Origin of the sequence: Actinomadura barringtoniae (genome assembly GCF_017573505.1) — a bacterium.
GTDB classification, from domain to species: domain Bacteria; phylum Actinomycetota; class Actinomycetes; order Streptosporangiales; family Streptosporangiaceae; genus Spirillospora; species Spirillospora barringtoniae.
Window position 1 is genome coordinate 171,613 of the sequence record NZ_JAGEOJ010000015.1, and the last position, 21,634, is coordinate 193,246.

Annotated in this window: 22 protein-coding genes; 18 read left to right on the top strand and 4 right to left on the bottom strand. The window is 71.2% G+C overall.

Annotated elements, in window-relative coordinates:
• The first annotated feature begins 12 nt into the window (after window positions 1-12).
• Window positions 13-450: a winged helix-turn-helix transcriptional regulator gene (locus J4573_RS33970; protein WP_208260029.1), complete on the top strand. Its 438-nt coding sequence runs from the start codon at window positions 13-15 to the stop codon at window positions 448-450.
• A 30-nt stretch (window positions 451-480) separates the two neighbouring features.
• Here the strand turns inward: J4573_RS33970 and J4573_RS33975 are convergent, their stop codons facing one another.
• The 3 genes from J4573_RS33975 to J4573_RS33985 all read right to left on the bottom strand — a co-directional run bounded on the left by J4573_RS33975 (window position 481) and on the right by J4573_RS33985 (window position 3,272).
• Complete coding sequence (locus tag J4573_RS33975) at window positions 481-1,224, bottom strand: DUF4190 domain-containing protein (protein WP_208260030.1); 744 nt, start codon at window positions 1,222-1,224, stop codon at window positions 481-483.
• Window positions 1,225-1,341: 117 nt separating this feature from the next.
• Window positions 1,342-2,067, bottom strand: coding sequence for a LuxR C-terminal-related transcriptional regulator (locus J4573_RS33980; RefSeq protein WP_279575670.1), 726 nt, complete (start codon window positions 2,065-2,067; stop codon window positions 1,342-1,344).
• Complete coding sequence (locus J4573_RS33985; RefSeq protein ID WP_208260031.1) at window positions 2,064-3,272, bottom strand: ATP-binding protein; 1,209 nt, start codon at window positions 3,270-3,272, stop codon at window positions 2,064-2,066. Before J4573_RS33985 ends, J4573_RS33980 begins: the two co-directional genes overlap by 4 nt.
• A gap of 160 nt (window positions 3,273-3,432) precedes the next feature.
• Here J4573_RS33985 and J4573_RS33990 point away from each other — a divergent pair, with 160 nt between their 5' ends.
• The 8 genes from J4573_RS33990 to J4573_RS34020 all read left to right on the top strand — a co-directional run bounded on the left by J4573_RS33990 (window position 3,433) and on the right by J4573_RS34020 (window position 9,250).
• Entirely contained in the window at window positions 3,433-4,812 is a 1,380-nt protein-coding gene (locus J4573_RS33990) for a PspC domain-containing protein (RefSeq protein ID WP_208260032.1), read from the top strand.
• Complete coding sequence (locus J4573_RS33995) at window positions 4,805-5,044, top strand: hypothetical protein (RefSeq protein WP_243774066.1); 240 nt, start codon at window positions 4,805-4,807, stop codon at window positions 5,042-5,044. Before J4573_RS33990 ends, J4573_RS33995 begins: the two co-directional genes overlap by 8 nt.
• Window positions 5,045-5,235: 191 nt before the next feature.
• The gene (locus J4573_RS56765) at window positions 5,236-5,328 is read left to right on the top strand and encodes a putative leader peptide (protein ID WP_372442939.1); all 93 of its coding nucleotides are present in this window, start codon (window positions 5,236-5,238) and stop codon (window positions 5,326-5,328) included.
• A 116-nt stretch (window positions 5,329-5,444) separates the two neighbouring features.
• Complete coding sequence (locus J4573_RS34000; RefSeq protein ID WP_208260033.1) at window positions 5,445-6,782, top strand: dicarboxylate/amino acid:cation symporter; 1,338 nt, start codon at window positions 5,445-5,447, stop codon at window positions 6,780-6,782.
• A 182-nt stretch (window positions 6,783-6,964) separates the two neighbouring features.
• A complete protein-coding gene (locus tag J4573_RS34005; protein WP_208260034.1) occupies window positions 6,965-7,351 on the top strand; it encodes a helix-turn-helix transcriptional regulator in 387 nt (128 codons plus the stop codon).
• A 13-nt stretch (window positions 7,352-7,364) separates the two neighbouring features.
• Window positions 7,365-7,745, top strand: a complete 381-nt coding sequence (locus J4573_RS34010) for an STAS domain-containing protein (RefSeq protein WP_208260035.1) — start codon at window positions 7,365-7,367, stop codon at window positions 7,743-7,745.
• Between the two features lie 186 nt (window positions 7,746-7,931).
• Window positions 7,932-8,615, top strand: a complete 684-nt coding sequence (locus tag J4573_RS34015) for a hypothetical protein (RefSeq protein WP_208260036.1) — start codon at window positions 7,932-7,934, stop codon at window positions 8,613-8,615.
• Window positions 8,612-9,250: a class F sortase gene (locus J4573_RS34020; protein ID WP_208260037.1), complete on the top strand. Its 639-nt coding sequence runs from the start codon at window positions 8,612-8,614 to the stop codon at window positions 9,248-9,250. The genes J4573_RS34015 and J4573_RS34020 overlap by 4 nt, the downstream gene beginning before the upstream one ends.
• A 53-nt stretch (window positions 9,251-9,303) precedes the next feature.
• Here J4573_RS34020 and J4573_RS34025 read toward each other — a convergent pair whose 3' ends face one another.
• Window positions 9,304-9,684 carry a cupin domain-containing protein gene (locus tag J4573_RS34025; protein ID WP_307797108.1) on the bottom strand — a complete coding sequence of 127 codons (381 nt, stop codon included), beginning with the start codon at window positions 9,682-9,684 and terminating at the stop codon, window positions 9,304-9,306.
• Between the two features lie 413 nt (window positions 9,685-10,097).
• On the opposite strand from J4573_RS34025, the gene J4573_RS34030 reads away from it, so the two are divergent.
• The 9 genes from J4573_RS34030 to J4573_RS34070 all read left to right on the top strand — a co-directional run bounded on the left by J4573_RS34030 (window position 10,098) and on the right by J4573_RS34070 (window position 21,629).
• Entirely contained in the window at window positions 10,098-11,675 is a 1,578-nt protein-coding gene (locus J4573_RS34030) for an alkaline phosphatase D family protein (RefSeq protein ID WP_208260038.1), read from the top strand.
• A 412-nt stretch (window positions 11,676-12,087) separates the two neighbouring features.
• Entirely contained in the window at window positions 12,088-12,612 is a 525-nt protein-coding gene (locus tag J4573_RS34035; RefSeq protein WP_208260039.1) for a (2Fe-2S)-binding protein, read from the top strand.
• The gene (locus J4573_RS34040) at window positions 12,609-15,056 is read left to right on the top strand and encodes a xanthine dehydrogenase family protein molybdopterin-binding subunit (RefSeq protein WP_208260040.1); all 2,448 of its coding nucleotides are present in this window, start codon (window positions 12,609-12,611) and stop codon (window positions 15,054-15,056) included. The genes J4573_RS34035 and J4573_RS34040 overlap by 4 nt, the downstream gene beginning before the upstream one ends.
• On the top strand, window positions 15,053-15,913 hold the full coding sequence (locus J4573_RS34045; protein ID WP_208260041.1) for an FAD binding domain-containing protein: 861 nt from the start codon (window positions 15,053-15,055) through the stop codon (window positions 15,911-15,913). The genes J4573_RS34040 and J4573_RS34045 overlap by 4 nt, the downstream gene beginning before the upstream one ends.
• Before the next feature lie 174 nt (window positions 15,914-16,087).
• A complete protein-coding gene (locus tag J4573_RS34050) occupies window positions 16,088-16,927 on the top strand; it encodes an SRPBCC family protein (protein WP_208260042.1) in 840 nt (279 codons plus the stop codon).
• Between the two features lie 139 nt (window positions 16,928-17,066).
• On the top strand, window positions 17,067-17,771 hold the full coding sequence (locus tag J4573_RS34055; RefSeq protein ID WP_208260043.1) for a class I SAM-dependent methyltransferase: 705 nt from the start codon (window positions 17,067-17,069) through the stop codon (window positions 17,769-17,771).
• 40 nt (window positions 17,772-17,811) lie between these two features.
• Window positions 17,812-18,168, top strand: a complete 357-nt coding sequence (locus J4573_RS34060) for a DUF488 domain-containing protein (protein WP_208260044.1) — start codon at window positions 17,812-17,814, stop codon at window positions 18,166-18,168.
• 141 nt (window positions 18,169-18,309) lie between these two features.
• Window positions 18,310-19,137 (top strand): exodeoxyribonuclease III, encoded by an 828-nt coding sequence (locus tag J4573_RS34065; protein WP_208260045.1) that lies wholly within the window; start codon window positions 18,310-18,312, stop codon window positions 19,135-19,137.
• A gap of 143 nt (window positions 19,138-19,280) precedes the next feature.
• On the top strand, window positions 19,281-21,629 hold the full coding sequence (locus J4573_RS34070; protein WP_208260046.1) for an ATP-binding protein: 2,349 nt from the start codon (window positions 19,281-19,283) through the stop codon (window positions 21,627-21,629).
• Window positions 21,630-21,634 lie beyond the last annotated feature (5 nt).

Below are 21,634 nucleotides of genomic sequence, written 5' to 3' on the forward strand. Positions count from 1 at the left end.
TATCGTGACGCCATGAGGGAACCCCTGGACCCCGACATGTTCGACGAGCTGTGCCCGTCCTCGCTGACGCCGATCCGGTTCGGCGACAAGTGGGCGGGGATGATCATCCGCTGCCTCGAGGACGGGCCACGGCGGTTCTCCGAGCTTCGGGTGCCGCTGCGCCGGGTCACTCCCAAGATGCTGACCCAGTCGCTGCGCGGGCTGGAACGTGACGGGCTCGTCCGGCGGACCGTTCAGGCGCCGCAGACCCATACCGACGAAGTCGGCCCGGGGGGAGCGGGGGGTCGTCCCCCCTCGGGAAGGATCGAGTACGCGCTGACGCCGCTCGGACGCAGCCTCCTCGGGCCGATGGCCGTCGCGTGCGCGTGGGCTGACGAGCACTGGGAGGAACTGCTCGACGCGCGCGAGTCCGCGGCCGGAACGGCCGAGTCGGCCAGGCCGGCCGGGTGACCGGACCGGCCGAGCAGACCAGGGGCACGGCTATGCGTGGATCTTCCGGCTGAGCTTCTTGCCGTCGGTGGCGTTCACGCCGACGCAGGTGACCATGTGGTCGCCCGCGCGCCAGTTCTCGGCGTCGGGGTAGTACCAGGACAGCGCGAGGGCGTTGGCCGCCGGGTCGCGGTTCAGGCGCGCGTCGGCGAGCCTGTGGCAGCCGGCCTTGGCCTGGGCCTGCACCTGAGCCTCGCTCGGCAGGATCATCCCGCGGATCTTGAAGTTGGCCAGCACCTCGCCGTCGTGCGGCACGGTGCACGGGACGACCTTGACGCTCTCGACCTCCTCGTCGGCGGCCGCGCTGTCGTTGATGCAGTCCCCGACCTTCATCTTGGTGACGCCGACGTCCTTCGGCTTGGTCGAGGTGGGGGTGGGCTTGGCGCCACCGGTGGAGCCCGAGTCCGAGCCCTTGGACATCACGACGCCGATGATGGACAGAACGGACCAGACGACGAAGAGCACGATGCCGGCGATGGCCATGCCCTTGCCCTTCTCGCCGCGCTCGTTGATCTGGCGGAGGGCGATCACGCCGAGCACCGCGCCGACCAGCGAGATGCAGCCGATCAGGCCGGTGACCAGGGCGGCGATGGCGAGCGGGTTGGTGCGGCCGCTGCCGTCGCCGCGGTGCGAGGAGGGGCCTGGCATGGCGGGGCCGGGATAGGCCGAGTAGGGCTGCTGCGGCCCCGGCGCTATGTCATGCGGCGCGTTGCCGGGATTGGGTGGGTACGTCATGGCCGACGACGATTCCACAGCACATGGGGTCCGCCGATCACGAACCAGGGAAAACGGACATTACAATTCGAAATGTCATTCGGATCGCTTGAAGTGTCATTCGGATCGTTGAATTCTTCAGACGAGGCGCCTGGCCGCGGCCCATCGGGACAGCTCGTGGCGGTTGGACAGCTGGAGCTTGCGGAGCACCGAGCTCACGTGAGTCTCGACGGTCTTCACCGAGATGAAAAGCTCCTTGGCGATCTCCTTGTAGGCGTACCCGCGGGCGATCAGCCGCAGCACCTCGCGTTCGCGCTGGGTGAGCTGGTCGAGCTCGGGGTCCACCGCGGGCACGTCGGTCGCCGCGAACGCGTCCAGCACGAAGCCCGCCAGGCGCGGCGAGAAGACCGCGTCGCCCTCGGCCACCCGGCCGACCGCGTCGGTCAGCTCGGGCCCGGAGATGGTCTTGGTGACGTAGCCGCGCGCGCCGCCGCGGACGACCCCGATCACGTCCTCGGCGGCGTCGGAGACCGAGAGCGCGAGGAAGCGGGACTGGACGACGCCCTGCAGCCGGCGCAGCACCTCGATGCCGCCGCCCCCGGGCAGGTGCACGTCGAGCAGGACCACGTCGGGCTGGGTCGCCTTGATCACGGTGACCGCCTCGTCGACGTCCCCGGCCTCCCCGACGATCTCGATGCTCGGGCCCAGCTCGGCCTTCACGCCCGTACGGAACATCTGGTGGTCGTCGACCAGCACGACCCGCCGGGCACCCGGCACACCCGGCACACCCGGCACACCTGGCACACCTGGCCCGTCCGGCCCGCCGGCACCGACCGGCCCGCCTGCCTGCGGAGACTCGCTCATGACTTCTTGATCTCCAAACGCACCTCGGTGCCCTCCCCCGGGGCCGTGCGCACGGTGGCCTTGCCTCCGTTGCGCTCCATACGTCCGATGATGGACCCTCGAACGCCCATACGGTCCTCCGGGATCGACTCCATGTCGAATCCCTTCCCACGATCGCGCACGAAGATCGCGACTTCGTCTCCCTCGACCTCGGCGTAGACCGAGACCGACGGTGCCTGCGCGTACTTGGCCGCGTTCACCATCGCCTCGCGGGCCGCCTGCAGCGCGGCGGCGAGCGGCTCGTCGAGCGGGGTGTCGCCCACGCACACGACCTCGATCGGCACGCCGTGGTCGTCCTCCACCTCGCCGGCGATCTCCCGTACGGCCGCCGCGAACGTCTGGTCGGGGTCCGAACGCGGCTGGTAGAGCCAGCTGCGCAGCGTGCGCTCCTGGGAACGGGCCAGCCGCTGGACCTCGAACTGGTCGCCGGCGTTCCGCTGGATCAGGGTCAGCGTGTGCAGGACCGAGTCGTGCACGTGCGCGGCGAGCTCGGCGCGTTCCTGGGAACGGATGCGCTCGTGCCGTTCGGCCTCCAGGTCCTGCCAGAGCCGGACCACCCAGGGCGTGACGATCACCGCGACGCCGGTCAGCACGACCAGCGTGGCGATCAGGACGGAACGGGCCTGCGTCGGGTCGACCTTCTGCGCGACGAACCCGCCGATGCCGCCGACCACCAGGACCAGGCCGAGCAGGCTGCGCCACCACATCTGACGGAGCGGCAGGGTGGTGATGCCGACCCAGCGCTGCCGCTGGTCGCGGTCGGCCTGCTGCCAGAGGATCGCGGCGCCGATGCCGCCCGCGATGAACGGCCAGAGCGCGGCCTCGGCGAGCCCGGCGCCCCAGGTGAGCAGCGACAGGCCGACGCCGACGGCGCCGTAGGCCAGCAGCTGCGTCCAGTCGCGGCGGCCCTGCACGCGGCGCGGAACCGTGCCGTCCGGCGCCGCCTCCGGCTGCTCGCGCGGGACCAGCAGCCAGAACGCGAAGTAGGCGGCCACCCCGAGCCCGCTGGCCACGGTGAGCAGGACGAACGCCCCGCGCACGATGAAGACGTCGACACCGAGATGGGAGGCCAGACCCCGGGCCACGCCCGCGACCAGACGCCCGTCGCGGCGGCGTTGCAGCCGCCGTGGCAGGGCGGGCGCCGTCGGCACGGCGTCGTCGGTCATGTCGGGTCCTCCGGTCGGTGTTCTTCCACTTCAACGATCGTCACACGCCGCGACCCGGATCGCATCAGGGCAGGCCCCTGATCGGCCGAGGATTTCCTCAGGGTCGGCTCAGGGGTGTCCCGGATTCCTTACGCGCGGGTCATTCGCCACGATGGGGACCATGGTCGAGGACCGCACCGCAAGCAGCCCGCCCGCATCAGCGGCCGGTGAGACGTACGAACGCATGGCCCGCGTGCACGAGGGGCGCGTGATCGCCGGGGTGTGCACGGGCATGTCCCGCTACACCGGCATCGACACGGTCGTGTTCCGCGTCGGGTTCGCCCTCCTCACGCTCGCGCACGGGCAGGGGATCTTCCTCTACATCGCGGCGGCGCTGTTCATGCCCGCCGACCCGTACTCGATGTCCCAGCTGGAGCGGCTGTTCCGGCGCCGGTTCGACGCCGCCGCGGTGATGTCGATCATGGGCGCGCTGCTGTGCGTCGGCGTGCTGCTGAGCATGGTCGGCGGCGGGGTCTCCACCGACTCGCTGGCCGTGCTGACCATGTTCGGGCTGGTGATGCTGATCGCGCACGCCCGCGGCGTGGACCTGGTCGCCGCCGCCCGCACGTTCCCCGAACGGCTGCAAGGTCACTCGCCCGACTCCTACGGCACCGCGGCGCGACCGCCGGCGGCCGGCCCCGTCTCCCTCGACGAGCCCGGCCTCGGCACCGGCCCGGGCGGGCTGCGCGAGGGGATGGTCGACCTGGCCAAGCTGGGCTCCGCGCCTCCCCCGACCGACTCGCCCCCCGCGGCCGACACGCCTCCCTCGGACGACGAGCCCGTCTCGACCGACGTGCCCGGCCGCGCCGACCTGCCGACCGCGCCCCGCTCCTCCTGCTGGGGCGCGCCCCCCAGGCCGTACGGGGTGGACACGCCGGTGCGCGCCGCCCGCCAGGCCAGCCCGCTCACCCAGTTCACGCTGCTGGCGGCGCTGGTGGCCGGGGTCGCGACGGTCCCCGTGCTGCACGGCTACACCGGCCCGCAGACCACGATGATCGCTCTGTCGGTCGCGCTCGCCGTGGTCGGCGCCGGGCTGATCATGGGCAGCTGGTTCCGTGCGCGCGGCCTGGCGACGGTCGGCGCGCTGCTCACGCTGGCGCTGCTCACCACCTCGGTGGTCGCCGAGGCGCCCCGCGACGCCAAGTACGGCGACGTCGAGTGGCGTCCGACCGACGCCGTCGGCACCGAGCAGGACTACAAGCTCGGCGTCGGCTCGGCCACGCTCGACCTCACCGCGCTCCCGCTGGCCGCCGGGCAGCGCGTCACGATCAACGCCTCGGTCATCCTGGGCGGGATCAGGGTCAAGGTGCCGCGTACGGCGCGCATCGAGCTGGACGCGCAGGTCGCGCTCGGCGACGTGTCGGTGGACCTGCGCACGCAGAGCGGCCCGCGCGCCAAGATGGTCGAGGTGCTGCAGCCCGACGGCATGCCCAAGAACCCACCGGTGATAGAGCTGCAGATACGGGGCAAGGTCGGCGATGTGCAGGTGAACCGTGTCTGAGCCGCTGACGCCCGAACGAGCCGGGGATCGGCGCCCGCGGCGGCGCTTCGACCCGGGCGCGCTGATCGCCGGGGTGTTCTTCGTCGGCGTCGCCCTGCTGTTCCTGGTGAACGGGATGTCGGACGACACGGTCGCCGGTCCCGAGGTGCTCATCCCGGCACTGCTGATCGGCCTCGGCGTGGTGGGCATGATCCGGGTGCTCACCCGTTCGCGCCGCCGCGACCGCCACTGACCCGCCGGCTTGCCGGCCTGCTGAGCCATCGGCCTGCTGAGCCATCGGCCTGCTGAGGCGCTGACCTGCTGAGCCGCTGACCTGCTGGCCTTAGGGTTAGATGATCATTACCGTCCGGTTTGATTTCCTACCAACGTGATAGAAAACACACAATGGTACGGGAACAACCAATCCGGACATTGGGGTTAACTATGCCCGTGAGGTTCTCCGAGAAGAGCATTCTGCTCGTCGCCCGGCTGCACGTGGATCTGTGCCGCCTGGCCAGCGTGCTGTGTCACGCCTGAGCCGCTCCCTCACCCCCTCTTCTCTTCCTTCTTCCTCTCTTCACTGACTCAGCCCCGGGCCGCGCCCTGCCTTGCGCGCATGCCCGCAGGGCGCTCCCACCCCTGGAGAACCTTCCGTGAACCTTCGTGTCTGGAAATGGCAGTTCTGGCAGCAGATCGTGCTCGCCCTCGTCCTGGGCGTGGCCGTCGGCGCGGTGATGAACAACGCCGGCGACGGCGAGAAGCTGGCCGAGGACTGGACCGATCCATTCGGCACCGTCTACACCAGCCTGCTCAAGGTCGTCGTCGTCCCGCTGGTCTTCGCCGCGATCGTGGTGAGCATCGGGCGGCTCCGCAACGTCGGCAACGTCGCGCGCCTCACCGGCAAGACGCTCGGCTGGTTCGTCGCCACCTCGGCGATCGCCACCGCGGTCGGCCTGGTCGTGGCGCTGATCATCAACCCGGGCGAGGGTCTCGGCAAGCTCTCCAACGAGAGCACCCCGACCGACCCGGTCACCTGGACGCAGATCCTGAAGAACCTGTTCCCGTCCAACATCGTCAAGGCGATGGCCGACGGCAACGTGCTCGGCGTCGTCACGTTCGCCGTCCTGTTCGGCGCGGCCCTGGTCGCGATCGGCGAGCGCGGCGAGCGCCTCACCTCGATCATCGACGACCTCTACCAGGTCATGCAGAAGGTCGTCTGGTGGGTCGTGCGGCTCACCCCGATCGGCTCGTTCTTCCTGATCGCCTCGGTCGTCGCCACCTACGGCCCGAGCTCGCTGGAGCCGCTGGCCAAGTTCACCGGCGCCATCTACCTGGCCGTCGCGGTGATGCTGTTCGTCGGCTACCCGGTCCTGCTGCGCTTCGTCGGCCGTGTCTCGCCGCTGAAGTTCTTCCGCAACTCCTGGCCGGCGCTGGAGTTCGCGTTCGTCTCCTCGTCCTCGCTCGCCACCCTGCCGATCGCGCAGAAGGTGTCGATCGAGCGGAACGGCGTGCAGCGCGAGTACGCCAGCTTCGCCCAGCCGCTCGGCGCGACCATCAAGTTCGACGGCTGCGGCGCGATCTACCCGGCGGTCGCCGCGGTCTTCGTCGCGCAGTACACCGGCGCGCACCTGGGCATCGGCGAGTACGCCCTGATCGCGCTCGCCGCGATCATCGGCCAGCTCGGCACCGGCGGCACGCCGGGACCGGCGCTGGTGGCGCTCACGCTGACGCTCACCACGATCGGCCTGCCGCTGTCGGCGATCGGCTACCTGATCGCGATCGACAAGATCATCGACATGGCCCGCACCACGCTGAACGTGGCCGGCCAGCTCACCATCCCGGTGCTGGTCGCCCGCTCGGAGGGCCTGCTGGACGAGGACGTCTTCAACGGCACCCCGCCCGACATCACCAGCGAGCCGGCCGACCGGCCCGAGGTGGAGTCCAAGCCCGAGCCGAAGCCGGACACCGTCACGGCCCCCGCTCCCGCCTGACGCGTCCGCCCGACGCACCCGTTCCAGAACGAGGGTGGCCCCGCCGCACCGGCGGGGTCACCGTCGTTCTCCGCCACTTCCTGGCATACGAGGATTGTTACGCGAAATAGTATTCGCTAATATTACTTCGCGGGCTACCGCCAAGCCCGTATGAGCCGCGTGACACGGAGGGGGTGTTCCCGGTGGAGTCCGACGACGGCAAGCCGTGGACGTTCCTCACCAACCACGCCCGGGTCCTCATCAGCATCGCCAGGGACCCGGAGATCCGGATGCGCGACATCGCCGAGGAGATCGGCATCACCGAGCGCGCGGCCCAGCTCATCATCGCCGATCTCGAAGAGGCCAAGTACCTCACCAGGACCAGGATCGGCCGCCGCAACACCTACGAGATCGATCTCGGCCGCCCGTTCCGGCATCCCGCCGAAGCGGGCAGCGACCTCGACATCGAGGTGCTGATCGACCTTTTCGTCGACCATGACCACCGGCACCGCGCTCCCACGGTGACCGGTGTGGACGACGGATCACAGACCCCGGCCGCGGCCGGGCCCATGGATGAGGACGCAGACTAGGGAGGGTCCGCGGATGTCCGTTCAGGACGGGCTGACCGTACAGGTGACCAAGCTCGCGGTGTACGCGCTGGTGACGGCGGTCGGATCGATCGACTTCGGGAGCCACAGGACGATGTCGGATCGGCTTCACGATGCCCTGGACATGACCAGGGTGGCCGTGATCGTGGATCTCAGCGGCGTCGACTTCTGCGACTCCAGCGGGCTGAACTCGCTGGCGCGCGGCGCGAGCCAGGCCAGGGCCCGCGGCCTGACCCTGGTGGCGGTCGGGCTCCAGGGCCGTGTCGAACGCCTCTTCGCCGTCACGCATCTGGACCGTGCCCTGTTCGCGCACCCCACGCTGGAGGACGCGGTCCGGTGGCTGGAGGACGGCAGCCAGAACCCCGGCGTCTCCTGACCGGCGTCTCCTAAGCGGCGCGCGCCGGCCAGACCTCAAAGATAGGAACCGCCCATGCGCCGGGCGTCACCGTCTGGGGGGCGCAAACAGGTGATCAAGCGCTGGGCGGCGCGCGGAGTGTCGGTTGGGCGGCGACCCCCTCAAGATCGTTTTCTCAAGATCGTCCCCTGGATCGAGGAGGAAACGTTGCCACGCGCGTCTTTGATGGTCGTCATGCTCGGCGCCGGTCTGGCCGCCACGTGCGGCACCTGCGGCACGGCGTTCGCCGACGGTCCCACGCTGCCGGCGAACGCCCGGGGCACCACGCTCACGATCTCCCCGGCGAGGGTGAGGCCCGGGGCGCCGCTCGCGCTCCGGGTCCGCTGCATGACGCACGTCGGCGGTACGACGTCCATCCGGGTCGTCTCCCCCTCGTTCCCCACGCTGACCGGCGGCGGGCAGCAGCGCGCCTTCAAGCCGCAGGTCGACCCGGCGGCCAAGCCCGGCACCTACACCGTGCGGGCCGTGTGCCGCACGAAGGGCGCGTACGTCGCCAAGAGCCCCGCCGCAGACCTGGCCACCTTCGTCGTCGAGGCGCCCCCGGCGCCGCCCGCGCCGAAGCGGCGTTCCGGACCGCCGCTGGCCAAGGCCGGGCCGGCACAGCGGGCGGGCATGGCGCAGACCCGCGCGGGCCTCGCGAGCAAGGCCGCCGGCAGGCACGCCGCCAAGCCCGGCAAGGCGACGCAGACCAGCAAGGTGCCGGTGGGCGCGGCGGCGACGGGCGGCGGCCCTGTCGACGACCACAGCGGGCTTCTCCTGGGCGGACTGGCGCTGACGCTGGCGGGCCTCGGCACGGGCGCCGGGCTCGGGATCGCCCGGCGCCGTGCATGAAGGCGACCTCTCGCGGGATCGCCGTCGGCGCCGCCGTTCTGGCCACGTTCACCGGCCTGTGCATGACCGGCTGGGCGATGGCGCACTCCCCCGGGTCCATCCCGCCACCCCCGGCCCAGGAGCAGAAGCAGGAGCAGAAGCACTCCGCGTCCGCGGCTCCTAGCCCGTCCAAGCCCGCCGCCAAGGCGGAACCGGCCCGCCTGGTCATCGGCAAGATCGGCGTCGACGCCCCGGTGTCGCCGGTCGGCCTGCAGCGCGACGGCAGCGTCCAGGTGCCGCCGCTCGCCCACCTGGGCCGGGTCGGCTGGTACCGCTACGGCCCCGCCCCCGGCGAACGCGGGCCCGCCGTCCTGCTCGGCCACGTCGACTCGGGGCGCGGCGGACCCGGGGTCTTCTTCCGGCTCCACGCCCTCAAGCCCGGCGATCCCATCCGCGTGACCCGTTCCGACCGTACGGCCGTGCGCTTCCAGGTCACCTCGGTCGAGGACGTTCCGAAGCAGCGCTTCCCGACCGCCCGCGTCTACGGCGACCTCGACCACGCGGGCCTGCGGCTCATCACGTGCGGCGGAACGTTCGACCGGGCCCGCGCCTCCTACACCCGCAACATCATCGTGTGGGCGAGGCGTTCGGCCTGATCAAGCCCCTGAACGGGCCTGACCGGTGGGCCTGAGCGGCCTGAGCGGCCTGATCAGACCGCCAGGTTGGCGTGCAGGGTGATGGCGTACGCCGGGCCCGGATTGGTGAGCTCGTGCGTGTGCCCGCCCCCGTGAACGCGCACCCGGTTGGCCCGCGACGCTCTCCACTCGGTGACGCCGTCGGCGGCGATCCGCACCTCGGCCATCTCGCCCGCGATCACCGTGCTGACCTCCGTTCCGGCGTGGTCGTGCACGTCGGTGCGGTGGCCGGGCGGCCAGGTGGTCAGCCACAACTGGATGCCGTCCACCGAGTCCAGCGGCACCCGCACCGGGCCGCCGGGCTCGAACCGCACCAGGTGCCACCACTCGCCCGGCCGCGCGGCCAGGGCGTGGATGCGCGAGGCGAGCTGCCCCACGGTCGGCGGACGGCGCACGGCGGCACCCCCGTGAAGGGCGTCCTGACCACGCATAGTGATATCGGGAACCATGTCCAGGTTCACAGAGAGGTCCTTCGAAAGCTCAGAGATCAAAAGAGAGGTCGAGCAGACCCGGGGAAGCCGTCACCCGGTCAGAGTGCGCGCTGAGGGGAAAAGTTCAGCGACGACACGAAGGACAAGCAAGACACAGCGCGCTGGCCGCGCGGCGAAGGGCCACGGGGCTGCTGAGAGAGATACGCGCTGGCACGAGCACAAGGAGACACTCCGCTACGCAGAGTTGTCAAGTCGAACACTGAAGATCACTGGACGCCCCCCGTTAACGGCCCGGCCACATTGGGGCCTGGCCAGGGACGCCGCACGGAGAGAGCATGCGGCCGGAACCTGTGTGGAACGTGTGATCGGAGTCGTCCATGGAGCTGGACCGTCGGAATCTCTTGCGCGGCGGGCTGATCGCGGGCGGTGGCGCCGCGCTCGGCCTCTTCGGCGAAGGAGGCGCGGCATCGGCGAGCGCCCGTACGAGCGCGCCGGGCCTGATCCGTACGGGACGCCCGGGATTCACCAGCGGCGTCCAGAGCGGCGACGCGACCGCCCACGAGGCGGTCATCTGGGCGCGCGCCGACCGGCCCGCCCGGATGCTGGTGGACGTGAGCCGCCGCCCGGACTTCAAGCACGCCGCCCAGGTCCGCGGCCCGGTCCTCACCCCGGACACCGACCTCACCGGCAAGACGTTCCTCCGCGGCCTGCCCGCCGGCGAGGAGCTGCACTACCGCGTGCGCCTCGCCGACCTGGACCGCCACTCGGTGGTCTCCGCGCCCACCACGGGCCGCCTGCGCACCGCGCCCCGGCACCGCGCCGACATCGGCTTCGTCTGGTCGGGCGACCTGGCCGGGCAGGGCTGGGGCATCAACCCCGACATCGGCGGCTACCGCATCTTCACGTCCATGGCGGCCCTCGACCCGGACTTCTTCCTGTGCAGCGGCGACCTGGTCTACTCCGACGGCCCGCTCACCGAAACGGTGAAGCTCCCCGACGGCAGCACGTACCGCAACCTCGTCACGGCCGAGAAGACCAAGGTCGCCGAGACCCTCGCCGAGTACCGCGGCCAGTTCCGTTACAACCTCCAGGACGTCAACCTCCGGGCGTTCAACGCCAAGGTCCCCTGGATCTACCAGTGGGACGACCACGAGGTGCTGAACAACTGGTACCCGGGCGAGGTCATCGACCGCCCCGGCTACACCGAGAAGAACGTCGACGTCCTCGCCGCCCGCGCCCGCCGCGCGATGTTCGAGTACACCCCCATCGCCGTCCAGGCCGCCAAGGGCGGACGCGTCTACCGCAAGATCTCCTACGGCCCGCTCCTGGACGTCTTCGTCCTCGACATGCGCACCTACAAGAGCCCCAACAACGCGGGCACCGACCCCAACCAGGTCGACGGCCTACTGGGCTCCGAACAGCTCGCGTGGCTCAAGAAGGAACTGCGCCGTTCCAAGGCCACCTGGAAGGTCATCGCCAACGACCTGCCCATCGGCCTGGTCGTCCCCGACACCACCGAGGGCAAGCCCAACCAGGAGTCCTCCTCCCAGGGCGACAACGGCCTCCCCCTCGGCCGCGAGCGCGAGATCGCCGACCTGCTCTCGTACGCCAAGAAGAACCACGTCAAGAACATGGTCTGGCTGACCGCCGACGTCCACTACACCGCGGCCCACTACTACGACCCCTCCAAGGCCGCCTTCAAGGACTTCGACCCCTTCTGGGAGTTCGTCTCCGGCCCCCTGAACGCCGGCGCCTTCGGCCCCAACAACCTCGACGGCACGTTCGGGCCGCAGCTGAAGTTCCAGCAGGCGCCGCCGCACGCCAACACCTCCCCCGCCGAGGGCTTCCAGTTCTTCGGCGAGGTGGCCATCGACGCCCACGACGAGTCCCTGACCGTCCGCCTCCACGACATGGACGGCAAGACGCTCTACACCCAGTCCCTCGACCCGAGGTAGCGCGAGGGGGGCTGGGGTGTGCGCGGGGGGGTCAGGCCCGTGCAACGTGGTTGCAACGTTCGGTGGGAGAACATCCCCTTGCGGACCCCGGAGGGGAATGCGGGAACTCGCGTCCGCGTCAGCGCCGTACTGCACACCCCGTGCATCCCCACGGCGCGGACGTGGACGTCCCCGCGTCCACCGGGCGATGAGTCGTGCGCACGGGCCGTCCACGGCCGCGTTCCAGGCGCGAACTCGCAGGAAAACGGCCGCTTCGAGGGCTAGTACAGGATTCAACCTAGGCATACGTTCAGAAGGTCGCCCTCCTTCGGCCGGAGGTGGCCCCGATGCCGCGGCCCGCCCAGCGCGCTCCTCCCACAGAGACGTCTCTCCCCAGCACCAGACCCACCCCGAGACGTCCCTGGGAGAACGAATGCCACGTATCCGCGTCGAGGTCGACGGTGTGACGTATGAGGACGACGTCGAACCGCGCCTCCTTCTCGTGCACTATCTGCGTGACCGACTGGGGAAGGTCGGCACCCCCATCGGCTGCGACACCACCAACTGCGGCGCCTGCACCGTTCTCCTCGACGGGATGAGCGTCAAGAGCTGCTCGGTGTTCGCCGTCCAGGCCGACGAACGCGCCGTCACCACCGTCGAGGGGCTGGGCATCAACGGCCAGAACCATCCGATGCAGCAGGCCTTCCATGAGGAGCACGCGCTGCAGTGCGGGTTCTGCACCCCGGGCATGATCATGGCCTCGATCGACCTGCTCCGCGAGAACGCCGACCCCTCCGAGGACGAGGTCCGCGAGGGGCTCGAAGGCAACCTGTGCCGGTGCACCGGCTACCAGAACATCGTGCGCGCCGTGCGCAAGGCGGCGAGCGACATGCGGCAGGCCGAGCGCCCTGTTTCGCCCCCACGGCTACGCCCCGCCACCCCCGAGGTGACGCCATGACCGCCCAGCAAGAGGAACGGGAGATCGGCAAGGCGCGGCGGCGCAGCGAGGACGCGCGGCTGATCACCGGGCGCACCCAGTGGACCGACAACATCCAGCTCGCCGGGATGCTGCACGTGGCGTTCCTGCGCAGCCCGCACGCGCACGCGCGCATCACCCGCGTGGACACCTCGGCCGCACGCGGACGGCCGGGCGTGGTCGCCGTGTTCAGCGGCCAGGACTTCGCCGAGGAGCAGGGCAGCCTGCCGTGCGCGTGGCCGGTCACCGAGGACATCCTCATCCCCGACCACCCGCCGATGGCGGTCTCGGAGGTGCGGTACGCGGGCGAGCCGGTGGCGTGCGTGGTGGCCAGGGACCGGTACGCGGCGATGGACGCGCTGGAGGACATCGACGTCGACTACACGCCGCTGCCCGCCGTCACCGACATGGAGCAGGCGCTGCGGCAGTCCAGCGACGTCGTGCACGAGGAGCTCGGCACCAACCAGTGCTACCGGATGGTCGTCGAGTCCGGGGACGTGGACGCGGCGTTCCGCGACGCGCCGGTCACGATCGAACGGCGCTTCATCCAGCAGCGGCTGATCCCGACGGCCATGGAGCCGCGGGCGGTCGTGTGCCGGCCCGACGGCGACGAGTTCACGATGTGGTCGGCCACGCAGGTGCCGCACATCCTGCGGCTCATGCTGTCGGCCGTCACCGGCGTCGACGAGCACCGGATCCGGGTCATCGCCCCCGACGTCGGCGGCGGCTTCGGCTCCAAGCTGCAGGTGTACGGCGAGGAGGTGCTCCTCCTGCTGCTGGCGCGGCGGCTGGGCCGCCCGGTCAAGTGGACCGAGTCGCGCAGCGAGGGCAACATGACCGTCCACCACGGCCGCGACCAGATCCAGCGCCTGACGATGGCGGCGGAGCAGGACGGGAAGATCCGCGGGTTCAAGGTGGACCTCCTGTCCGACATGGGCGCCTACCTGATGCTGCTCACGCCGGGCATCGCCACGCTCGGCGCGGGGATGTTCAACAGCATCTACAAGATGGACGCCTACTCGTTCACCTGCACGGGCGTCTTCACCACCAAGATGTCGACCGACGCCTACCGCGGCGCGGGCCGGCCGGAGGCCACGTTCGGCATCGAGCGGATGATGGACGAGCTGGCCGCCGAGCTGAACCTGGACCCGCTGGAGGTACGGCGGCGCAACTGGATCAGGCACGAGGAGTTCCCGTTCACCACGATCACGGGGATGACCTACGACTCGGGCAACTACGAGGCCGCGACCGACAAGGCCCTCGCGCTGTTCGAGTACGACAAGCTGCGGGCCGAGCAGAACGACCGCCGCGACCGGCGTGACACCGTCCAGCTGGGCCTCGGCGTCTCGACGTTCACCGAGATGTGCGGCCTGGCGCCGTCCCGCGCGCTCGCGCAGGTGCGGTCGGCGGCGGGCGGCTGGGAGCACGCGACCGTACGGGTGCTCGGCACCGGCAAGGTCGAGGTCGTCACCGGGACCTCGCCGCACGGCCAGGGCCACGCGACCGCGTGGGCGCAGATCACCGCGGACGCGCTCGGTGTGCCGTTCGAGCACGTGAAGGTGCTGGCCGGCGACACCCTGATCGCGCCGCGCGGCTGGGACACCTACGGCTCGCGTTCGCTCACGATCGGCGGCATCGCGATCCACAACGCGTGCCAGAAGGTCGTGGACAAGGCGCGCAAGGTCGCGGCGCACATGCTGGAGGCGGCCGAGGCCGACCTGGACTACGCGGGCGGCTCGTTCAGCGTCCGCGGCGTGAGCGGTGAGGGTTCGTCGGTGTCGCTCGCCGAGGTGGCGGGCGCGACGCTGGCCGCGCACGACCTGCCCGACGGCCTGGAGCCCTCGCTGGACTCCGACGCGACTTTCGACCCGGAGAACTTCTCCTTCCCGCACGGCACCCACCTGTGCGCGGTCGAGGTGGACACCGAGACCGGCTTCGTGAAGATCCGCTCGTACGTGGCGGTCGACGACATCGGCTCGGTGGTCAACCCGCTGATCGTGGAGGGCCAGGTGCACGGCGGGCTGGCGCAGGGCATCGCGCAGGCGCTGTACGAGGAGGCGGTCTACGACGCCGACGGCAACCTCACGACCTCGACGATGGCCGACTACACGGTCCCGTCGGCGGCCGACCTGCCGACGTTCGTCACCGACCGGACCGAGACCCCGGCGACCTCCAACCCGCTCGGCGTGAAGGGCGTCGGTGAGGCCGGCACGATCGCCTCCACCCCGGCGGTCGTGAACGCGGTCGTCGACGCGCTCCGCCAGTTCGGCGTGAAGGACGTGCAGATGCCCTGCACCCCCGAACGCGTCTGGCGTGCGCTGCGCGAGGCGGCGGGCGAGGCGCCGCAGCGGCCCGGCACCGAACCCGGCGCGGGCGGCGGCCTCGGCTCCGTCCAGGGCGGCGCGGCCGAAGGAGGAGACCGATGATCCCGGCGGCATTCGACTACGTCCGGCCGACCTCGATCGAGGAGGCGGTCACCGCGCTGGCCGAGGCGGGCGAGGACGCCAAGGTGCTGGCGGGCGGGCAGAGCCTGATGCCGCTGCTGCGGCTCCGGCTGGCCTACCCCGACGCGCTGATCGACCTCGACCGGGTCGACTCGCTGCGGCAGATCCGTTCGGAGAACGGCGACCTGTTCATCGGCGCGATGGCCACGCACCACCAGGTGATGCGCGACCCGCTCGTGCTGGAGCACGTGCCGCTGATCGCCAAGGCGACGGCGACCGTGGCCGACCCGGCCGTACGGCATCGCGGCACGTTCGGCGGGTCGCTCGCGCACGCCGACCCGGCCGGCGACCTGCCCGCGGTGGCGCTCGCGCTGGACGCGGTGTTCGTCGTGCGCTCGGCCGAACGCGGCGACCGGGAGATCCCGGCGGCGGAGTTCTTCGTCGACTGGATGACCTCGGCGATGGAGCCCGACGAGCTGCTCATCGGGGTGCGGGTGCCCAAGCTCGGCCCGGCCTGGGGCGTGCACTACGAGAAGTTCCACCGGACGGCGCAGGCCTGGGCGATCGTCGGCGTCGCGTGCGCGGTGCGGCGTGAACGCGGCGCCATCGAGGACGCGCGGGTCGCGCTCACCAACATGGGCCCGACGCCGTACCGCGCCACCGAGGTCGAGCGCTTCATCGAGGGGCGCACGGTCTCGGAGAACTCCTTCACGGCGGCGGCCGAACGCGCCGCCGAGGGAGCCTCGCCGCCCGACGACCTGAACGGGTCCGCGGAGTACCGGCGCCACCTGGCCCGGGTGCTCACCGCGCGGGCGCTCACCACGGCCGCCACGGTGTGACGAACGGGATCGGGCGGCCGGACCCACAAGCCCCCGGGGGTTCCGGCCGCCCGATCTTTTCGCGCGGCCCGCCCCGCCACCGCCGGATGTGATCCTCACCAGGCGGTCTGGCGGCCGGGCCGGTGACGGTCGTAGGGTCTCGGCAAGCCCCCTCCGAGGAAGAGGACCCCCACCATGGAGCTCGACCACGATTTCACCGTCCCGGTACCGGTGGATCAAGCCTGGTCGGTGCTGCTCGACGTGGAGCGCGTCGCGCTGTGCGTGCCGGGTGCGACGCTGGACGCGGCCGACGGCGAGGAGTACACGGGCCGCCTCAAGGTGAAGGTCGGCGCGATGACCATCACCTACCGCGGCACGGCCCGCATCGCCGTGGCCGACGAGTCCTCCCGTACGGTCTCGATCGAGGCCTCCGGCAAGGAGGCCCGCGGCTCGGGCACCGCCAACGCGACCGTTCAGGCGCGGCTGGTCGACGAGGGCGACACGACCCGCGTCACCGTGCACACCAAGCTGAACGTGACCGGCCGCCCGGCCCAGTTCGGCCGCAACATCCTCGCCGAGGTCGGCGCCAAGCTCATCGCCCGTTTCGCCAAGGCGCTCGCCAAGGAACTGGAGTCCCCCGCCGAGGCCGAGGCCGAGGCGAAGGCCGTGGCCCCGGCCGAGCCCGAGGCCCCTGAGCCGAAAGCGGTCGTCACGCCCATCAGGCCCGAGGTGCACGAGGCGGACGAGGACTCGACCGACACCCGGCCCGACATTCCGGTGGTGTCGGAGGAGGTCCAGCCCGCCGAGGCTCCGGCCGTTCCGGCGCAGCGACCGGCGAGCGAGGCCGAGTCGGCGGACGCCGCCGTACGGCCGCTCAAGGCCGTTCCGGAACGGCGCGAGGCCGAGGCGATCGACCTGCTGGAGGTCGCGGGCCCGTCGCTGGCCAAGCGGGCGATCCCGGCGATGGCCGCGGTCTTCGCGTTCCTGCTGAGCGTTCGCTTCCTGGTGAAGTGGCGGCGCGGCCGCCGTTCCTGATCCCGACGAAGCCGGCCGGGGGGTGTGGGGGGTCGTCCCCACTCGGGCGGTACTGACGCACCCAAGAACTGATCAACGATCCTCCCAATTGACCGCGCCGGTGATGGCGCCGTCCGCGAGGATCGCGTCGGCTGGTGCCGTGGACACCATCGAGATCCAGCGCGTCGTCGAGATCGAGGACGACAACTGGTGGTACCGCGAGCGCCGCGAGATCGTCGCGCGCGAACTCCGCCGCACCGGGGCCACCGGCCGGGCCGTCGACATCGGCGCGGCGGGCGGCGGCAACACCCGCGTCCTGCTCGACCACGGCTGGAAGGCCACCGCGGTCGACAACACCGAGGCAGCGGTCGACCTGTGCCTCTCCCAGGGCCTGGACGCCTGCTACGCCGACGCGCGCTTCCTGCCGCTGCCGTCCGCCGAGTTCGATCTCGCGCTGGCGCTGAACGTCTTGGAACACATCGAGGACGACGCGGCCGCCGCGGCCGAGATCGCGCGCGTGCTCCGGCCCGGCGGCGCCGTGCTGGTCTCGGTCCCGTGCGACATGCGGCTGTGGTCCACCCACGACGTCGCGCTCGGCCGCGTCCGCCGCTACACGCGCGCCTCGCTGGCCGAGACGCTGACGGACGCGGGCCTGGTCGTCGACCGGATCTGGAGCTGGAACGTGCTGGTCCGCCCGTTCGTCAGGCTCCGGCGCCATCGCATCGCGCACTGCGAGGACATGGCCCACCTGCATCCGGCGCTGAACGAGTCGCTGAGCCTGCTCGCCTCGCTGGAGCGCCGCCTGCCGCTGAAGTCGTGGCCGGGTGTGTCCCTTTTCGCCCGGGCGTACCAACCGGCCGAGTGACCGCTGGTGATCCTCGTCCCACAGTGGGTATTGAGGAGTGATGGAGAGCATCCACCTGCAGCGCGTATACGACCACGAGGCGGCCCCCGAGGGGGCGGTGTTCCTGGTCGATCGGATCTGGCCGCGCGGCGTTCGCAAGGAGGACCTCAAGCTCGACGGCTGGCTTCAGGACGCCGCGCCGTCCAACGAACTGCGCGTCTGGTTCGGGCACATTCCCGAGCGTTTCGGCGAATTCTCCCAGCGCTACCGCGCCCAGCTGAAGGCCCATCCGGAGGCCGTCCAGCCGATCCGCGAGGCGATGGAGAAGGGCCCGGTGACGCTGCTGTACGCGGCCAAGGACACCGAGCACAACCAGGCCGTCGTGCTGCGCGACTACCTGACCCAGACCGCCGGCTAGCCCGGCGGCGGGACGCCTCGCGCCGGCGTGCACGCGCACGAGCACGGGCCCGAGGGGCACGACCACGCCCACACCCACGTTCACGAGGCCGGGCTGGAGCAGGAGCACGACCACCAGCACTGAGTGCGGCAAGCTAGGGGAATGCGCCTCGCGACCTGGAACGTCAATTCGGTGAAGGCACGCCTGCCTCGGCTGCTGGAGTGGCTGGCCGAGGCAGGGCCGGACGTGCTCTGCCTGCAGGAGACCAAGTGCCCGGCCGACGGCTTCCCGGCGGCCGAGGTGGGCGAGCTCGGCTACGAGACCGCCGCCCACGGCGACGGCCGCTGGAACGGCGTCGCGATCCTGTCCAAGGTCGGCCTGGAGGACGTCACCCGCGGCTTCCCCGGCGAGCCCGGCTATCGCGGTGAGTCCGAGGAGCCGACGCTTCTGGACGACGCCGGCGCGCTGCCGCCTCCGCCGCCGGAGCCGCGCGCGATCGGTGCGACATGCGGCGGTGTCCGGATCTGGTCGCTTTACGTGCCGAACGGCCGTACGCCCGACTCGGCGCACTACGCGTACAAGCTCGACTGGTTCGCCGCGCTGAGGACGGCCCTCACCGACGAGCTCGCCGAGCATCCGTCCCTCGTGGCGACCGGCGACTTCAACGTCGCCCCGACCGACTCCGACGTGTGGGACCCGGCCGTCTTCGTCGGCTCCACGCACGTGACGCCCGCCGAACGCAAGGCCCTGACCGACCTGCTCAGCGTCGGTTTCCACGACGTGGTCCCCAAGCCGATGAAGGGCCCCAATCCGTTCACCTACTGGGACTATCGCGCCGGAATGTTCCACAAGGACCAGGGCATGCGCATCGATCTGTTCTACGCCAGCACCCCCGTGGCCGAACGCGTCGAGTCCGCCTACATCGATCGCGAGGCACGCAAGGGCAAGGGCCCGTCCGATCACGCCCCGGTGGTCGTCGATCTTTCTTAGGACGCCTTCCGTGTCTCTCCTGGTACGGGTGTGCTGACATTGGCCGATGCCGTCCGGGTTCGCACCGCGATCATGGTGTCACGATCGGTAGAATCGGCTGGTCCGAACTCCGCCGCGCCGCGACCCGACTCCGCGAGGTGTCTGTGGCTTCTTCAGCGACCTCTCCCTCGGTCTCCACGCGGGGCGGCAACCTGCCTGCCGAGCTGACCCGGTTCATCGGGCGCAGGCGGGAGCTCGCCGAGGTGCGGCAGGAGTTGGAACGCGCCCGCCTGGTGACCCTGTGCGGCGCGGGCGGCGTCGGCAAGACACGGCTCGCGGTGAAGGTGGCCGAGGAGATCCGCCGCCACTTCGCGGACGGCTGCTGGCTGGTCGAGCTGTCGTCGGAGACGGGCGTGCAGGCGATCCCGCGCGCGGTGGTCGCAGCCCTGGAGATCCCCGACCGCAGCGGCGCCGACCCGGTCGACCTGCTCGCCGCGTACCTGTCCGGCAAGCGGGTCCTGCTCGTGCTCGACACGTGCGAGCACGTCGCCGACGCGTGCGCGATGCTCGTCGAGGTGCTGCTGCGCGCCGCGCCCGGCCTGCAGATCATCGCCACGTCGCGGCGGCCGCTGACGATCCTGGGCGAGCACACCTACCAGGTCCACCCGTTCCCGGTCGGCGAGAACGAGGCGGACTCGGGCGAGGCCGTCGAGCTGTTCGTGGAGCGGGTGCGCGCCGTCCTGCCCGACTTCGAGGTCTCCGGCGCCAACCTGCCCGAGGTGATCGAGCTGTGCCGGCGGCTGGACGGCATCCCGCTCGCGCTGGAGCTGGCCGCGATGCGGCTGCGCGTGATGGCGCTGTCGCAGCTGGTCGAGCGGCTCGACGACCGGTTCCGCGTGCTCGGCGGGGTGCGCATCGGCGGCGGGCGCCAGCAGACGCTGCTCACGACGGTGCGCTGGAGCTACGAGCTGTGTGAGGAGGCCGAACGGCTGCTGTGGGCGCGGCTCGCGGTGTTCCCCGGCTCGTTCGACCTGGCCGCCGCCGAGTCGGTGTGCGGCGCGAAGGAGCCCGACGACGAGATCCTGGACACGCTGGCCGGGCTCGTGGAGAAGTCGATCGTCACCTACGACCCGCACACCGGCCGCTACCGCATGCTGGACTCGATCCGCGAGTACGCGGGCGATCTGCTGGACGGGCTGGGCGAACGCCAGGAGCTGCGGCGCCGCCACCGCGACTCCTACCGCGCCTTCGTCGAACGCGCCGTCGAGCGCTGGTGCGGGGGCGGGCAGGTCGGGCTGTTCGACGCGATCCGGCAGGCCATGCCCAACCTGCGGGCCGCGTTCGACTACTGCCTCAGCACGGCCGGTGAGGAACGCACCGGCCTGGAGATGATCTCCGCGCTGAGCTTCTTCTGGTTCGAGGGCCTGGAGCTCGGAACGGGCGGCGAGTGGCTCGAGCAGGCGCTCGACCTCGTTCCCGAGGCCTGCCTCGAACGCGGCTGGGGGCTGCGCGCCCTCGCCAACGTGGAGATGCTGCGCGGCGACTTCGAACGTTCCCAGGCCAGCCTCGCCGAGGCGATGCTGATCGCCGAGACCGAGCCCGGCTCGACGCTGCTCGGGCACGTTCTGCACACCCGGGGCACCGCACTGGTGCTGTCGGGGAAGGTCGCCGACGGCCTGGACTCGTTCAAGAAGGCGATGAGCGTCTTCGAGGAGCGCGGCTTCGACGACCCGCACGCGCTGTGCACGATGGTCGTTCAGGCCGGCGCCCACACGCTGCGCGGCGAGACCGGCGAGGCGCTCGCGCTGCTGACGCGCTGCCTGCCGCTGTGCGCCGAACGCGAGGACCTGTGGAGCGAGGGCTTCGCGCGGTGGATGCGCGCCCTCACCCGCTGGCGCGCGGGCGAGCCCGCGGCCGCCGTCTCCGATCTGCGACGCAGCATGGAGATGAAGGAGTCGGTCGGCGACATCTACCAGGTCGCGCTTGCCTTCGACCTCTACGCGTTCTGCCTGACCGACCTGGGTGAGGTGGGCACGGCGGCGCTGCTGCTCGGCGCGGGCGACGCGCTCTGGATCCGGATGAAGGGCGAGGCGGGACCGGCGTGGGACGCCCTGCGCCAGCGGTGCGTGGACAAGCTGACCGCGAAGATGGGCGAGGCCCGCCTGGCCGACGACCGCGCGCGAGGCACGGCCCTGTCCGCCGCCGACGCGCTCCTGGTCATGAAGGGCAAGCGTGCGCTGCCCGAGGCGCCCGCGGGCCCGGGCCCGCTGACCGGACCGAGCCCGCTGACCAGGCGCGAGACGCAGGTCGCCAAGCTGGTCGCCGAGGGCCTGTCGAACCGGCAGATCGCCGAGAGGCTCGTCATCTCCAAGCGGACGGCCGACTCGCATCTGGAGCACATCCTCACCAAGCTCGGCTTCATCTCCCGAGCCCAGATCGCCGCCTGGGTCGCCACGACCGAGCAGCGACAGACCGAAACCCAGGGTCCTAGGGACTCCCCATCGGCCGGGTAGGGATG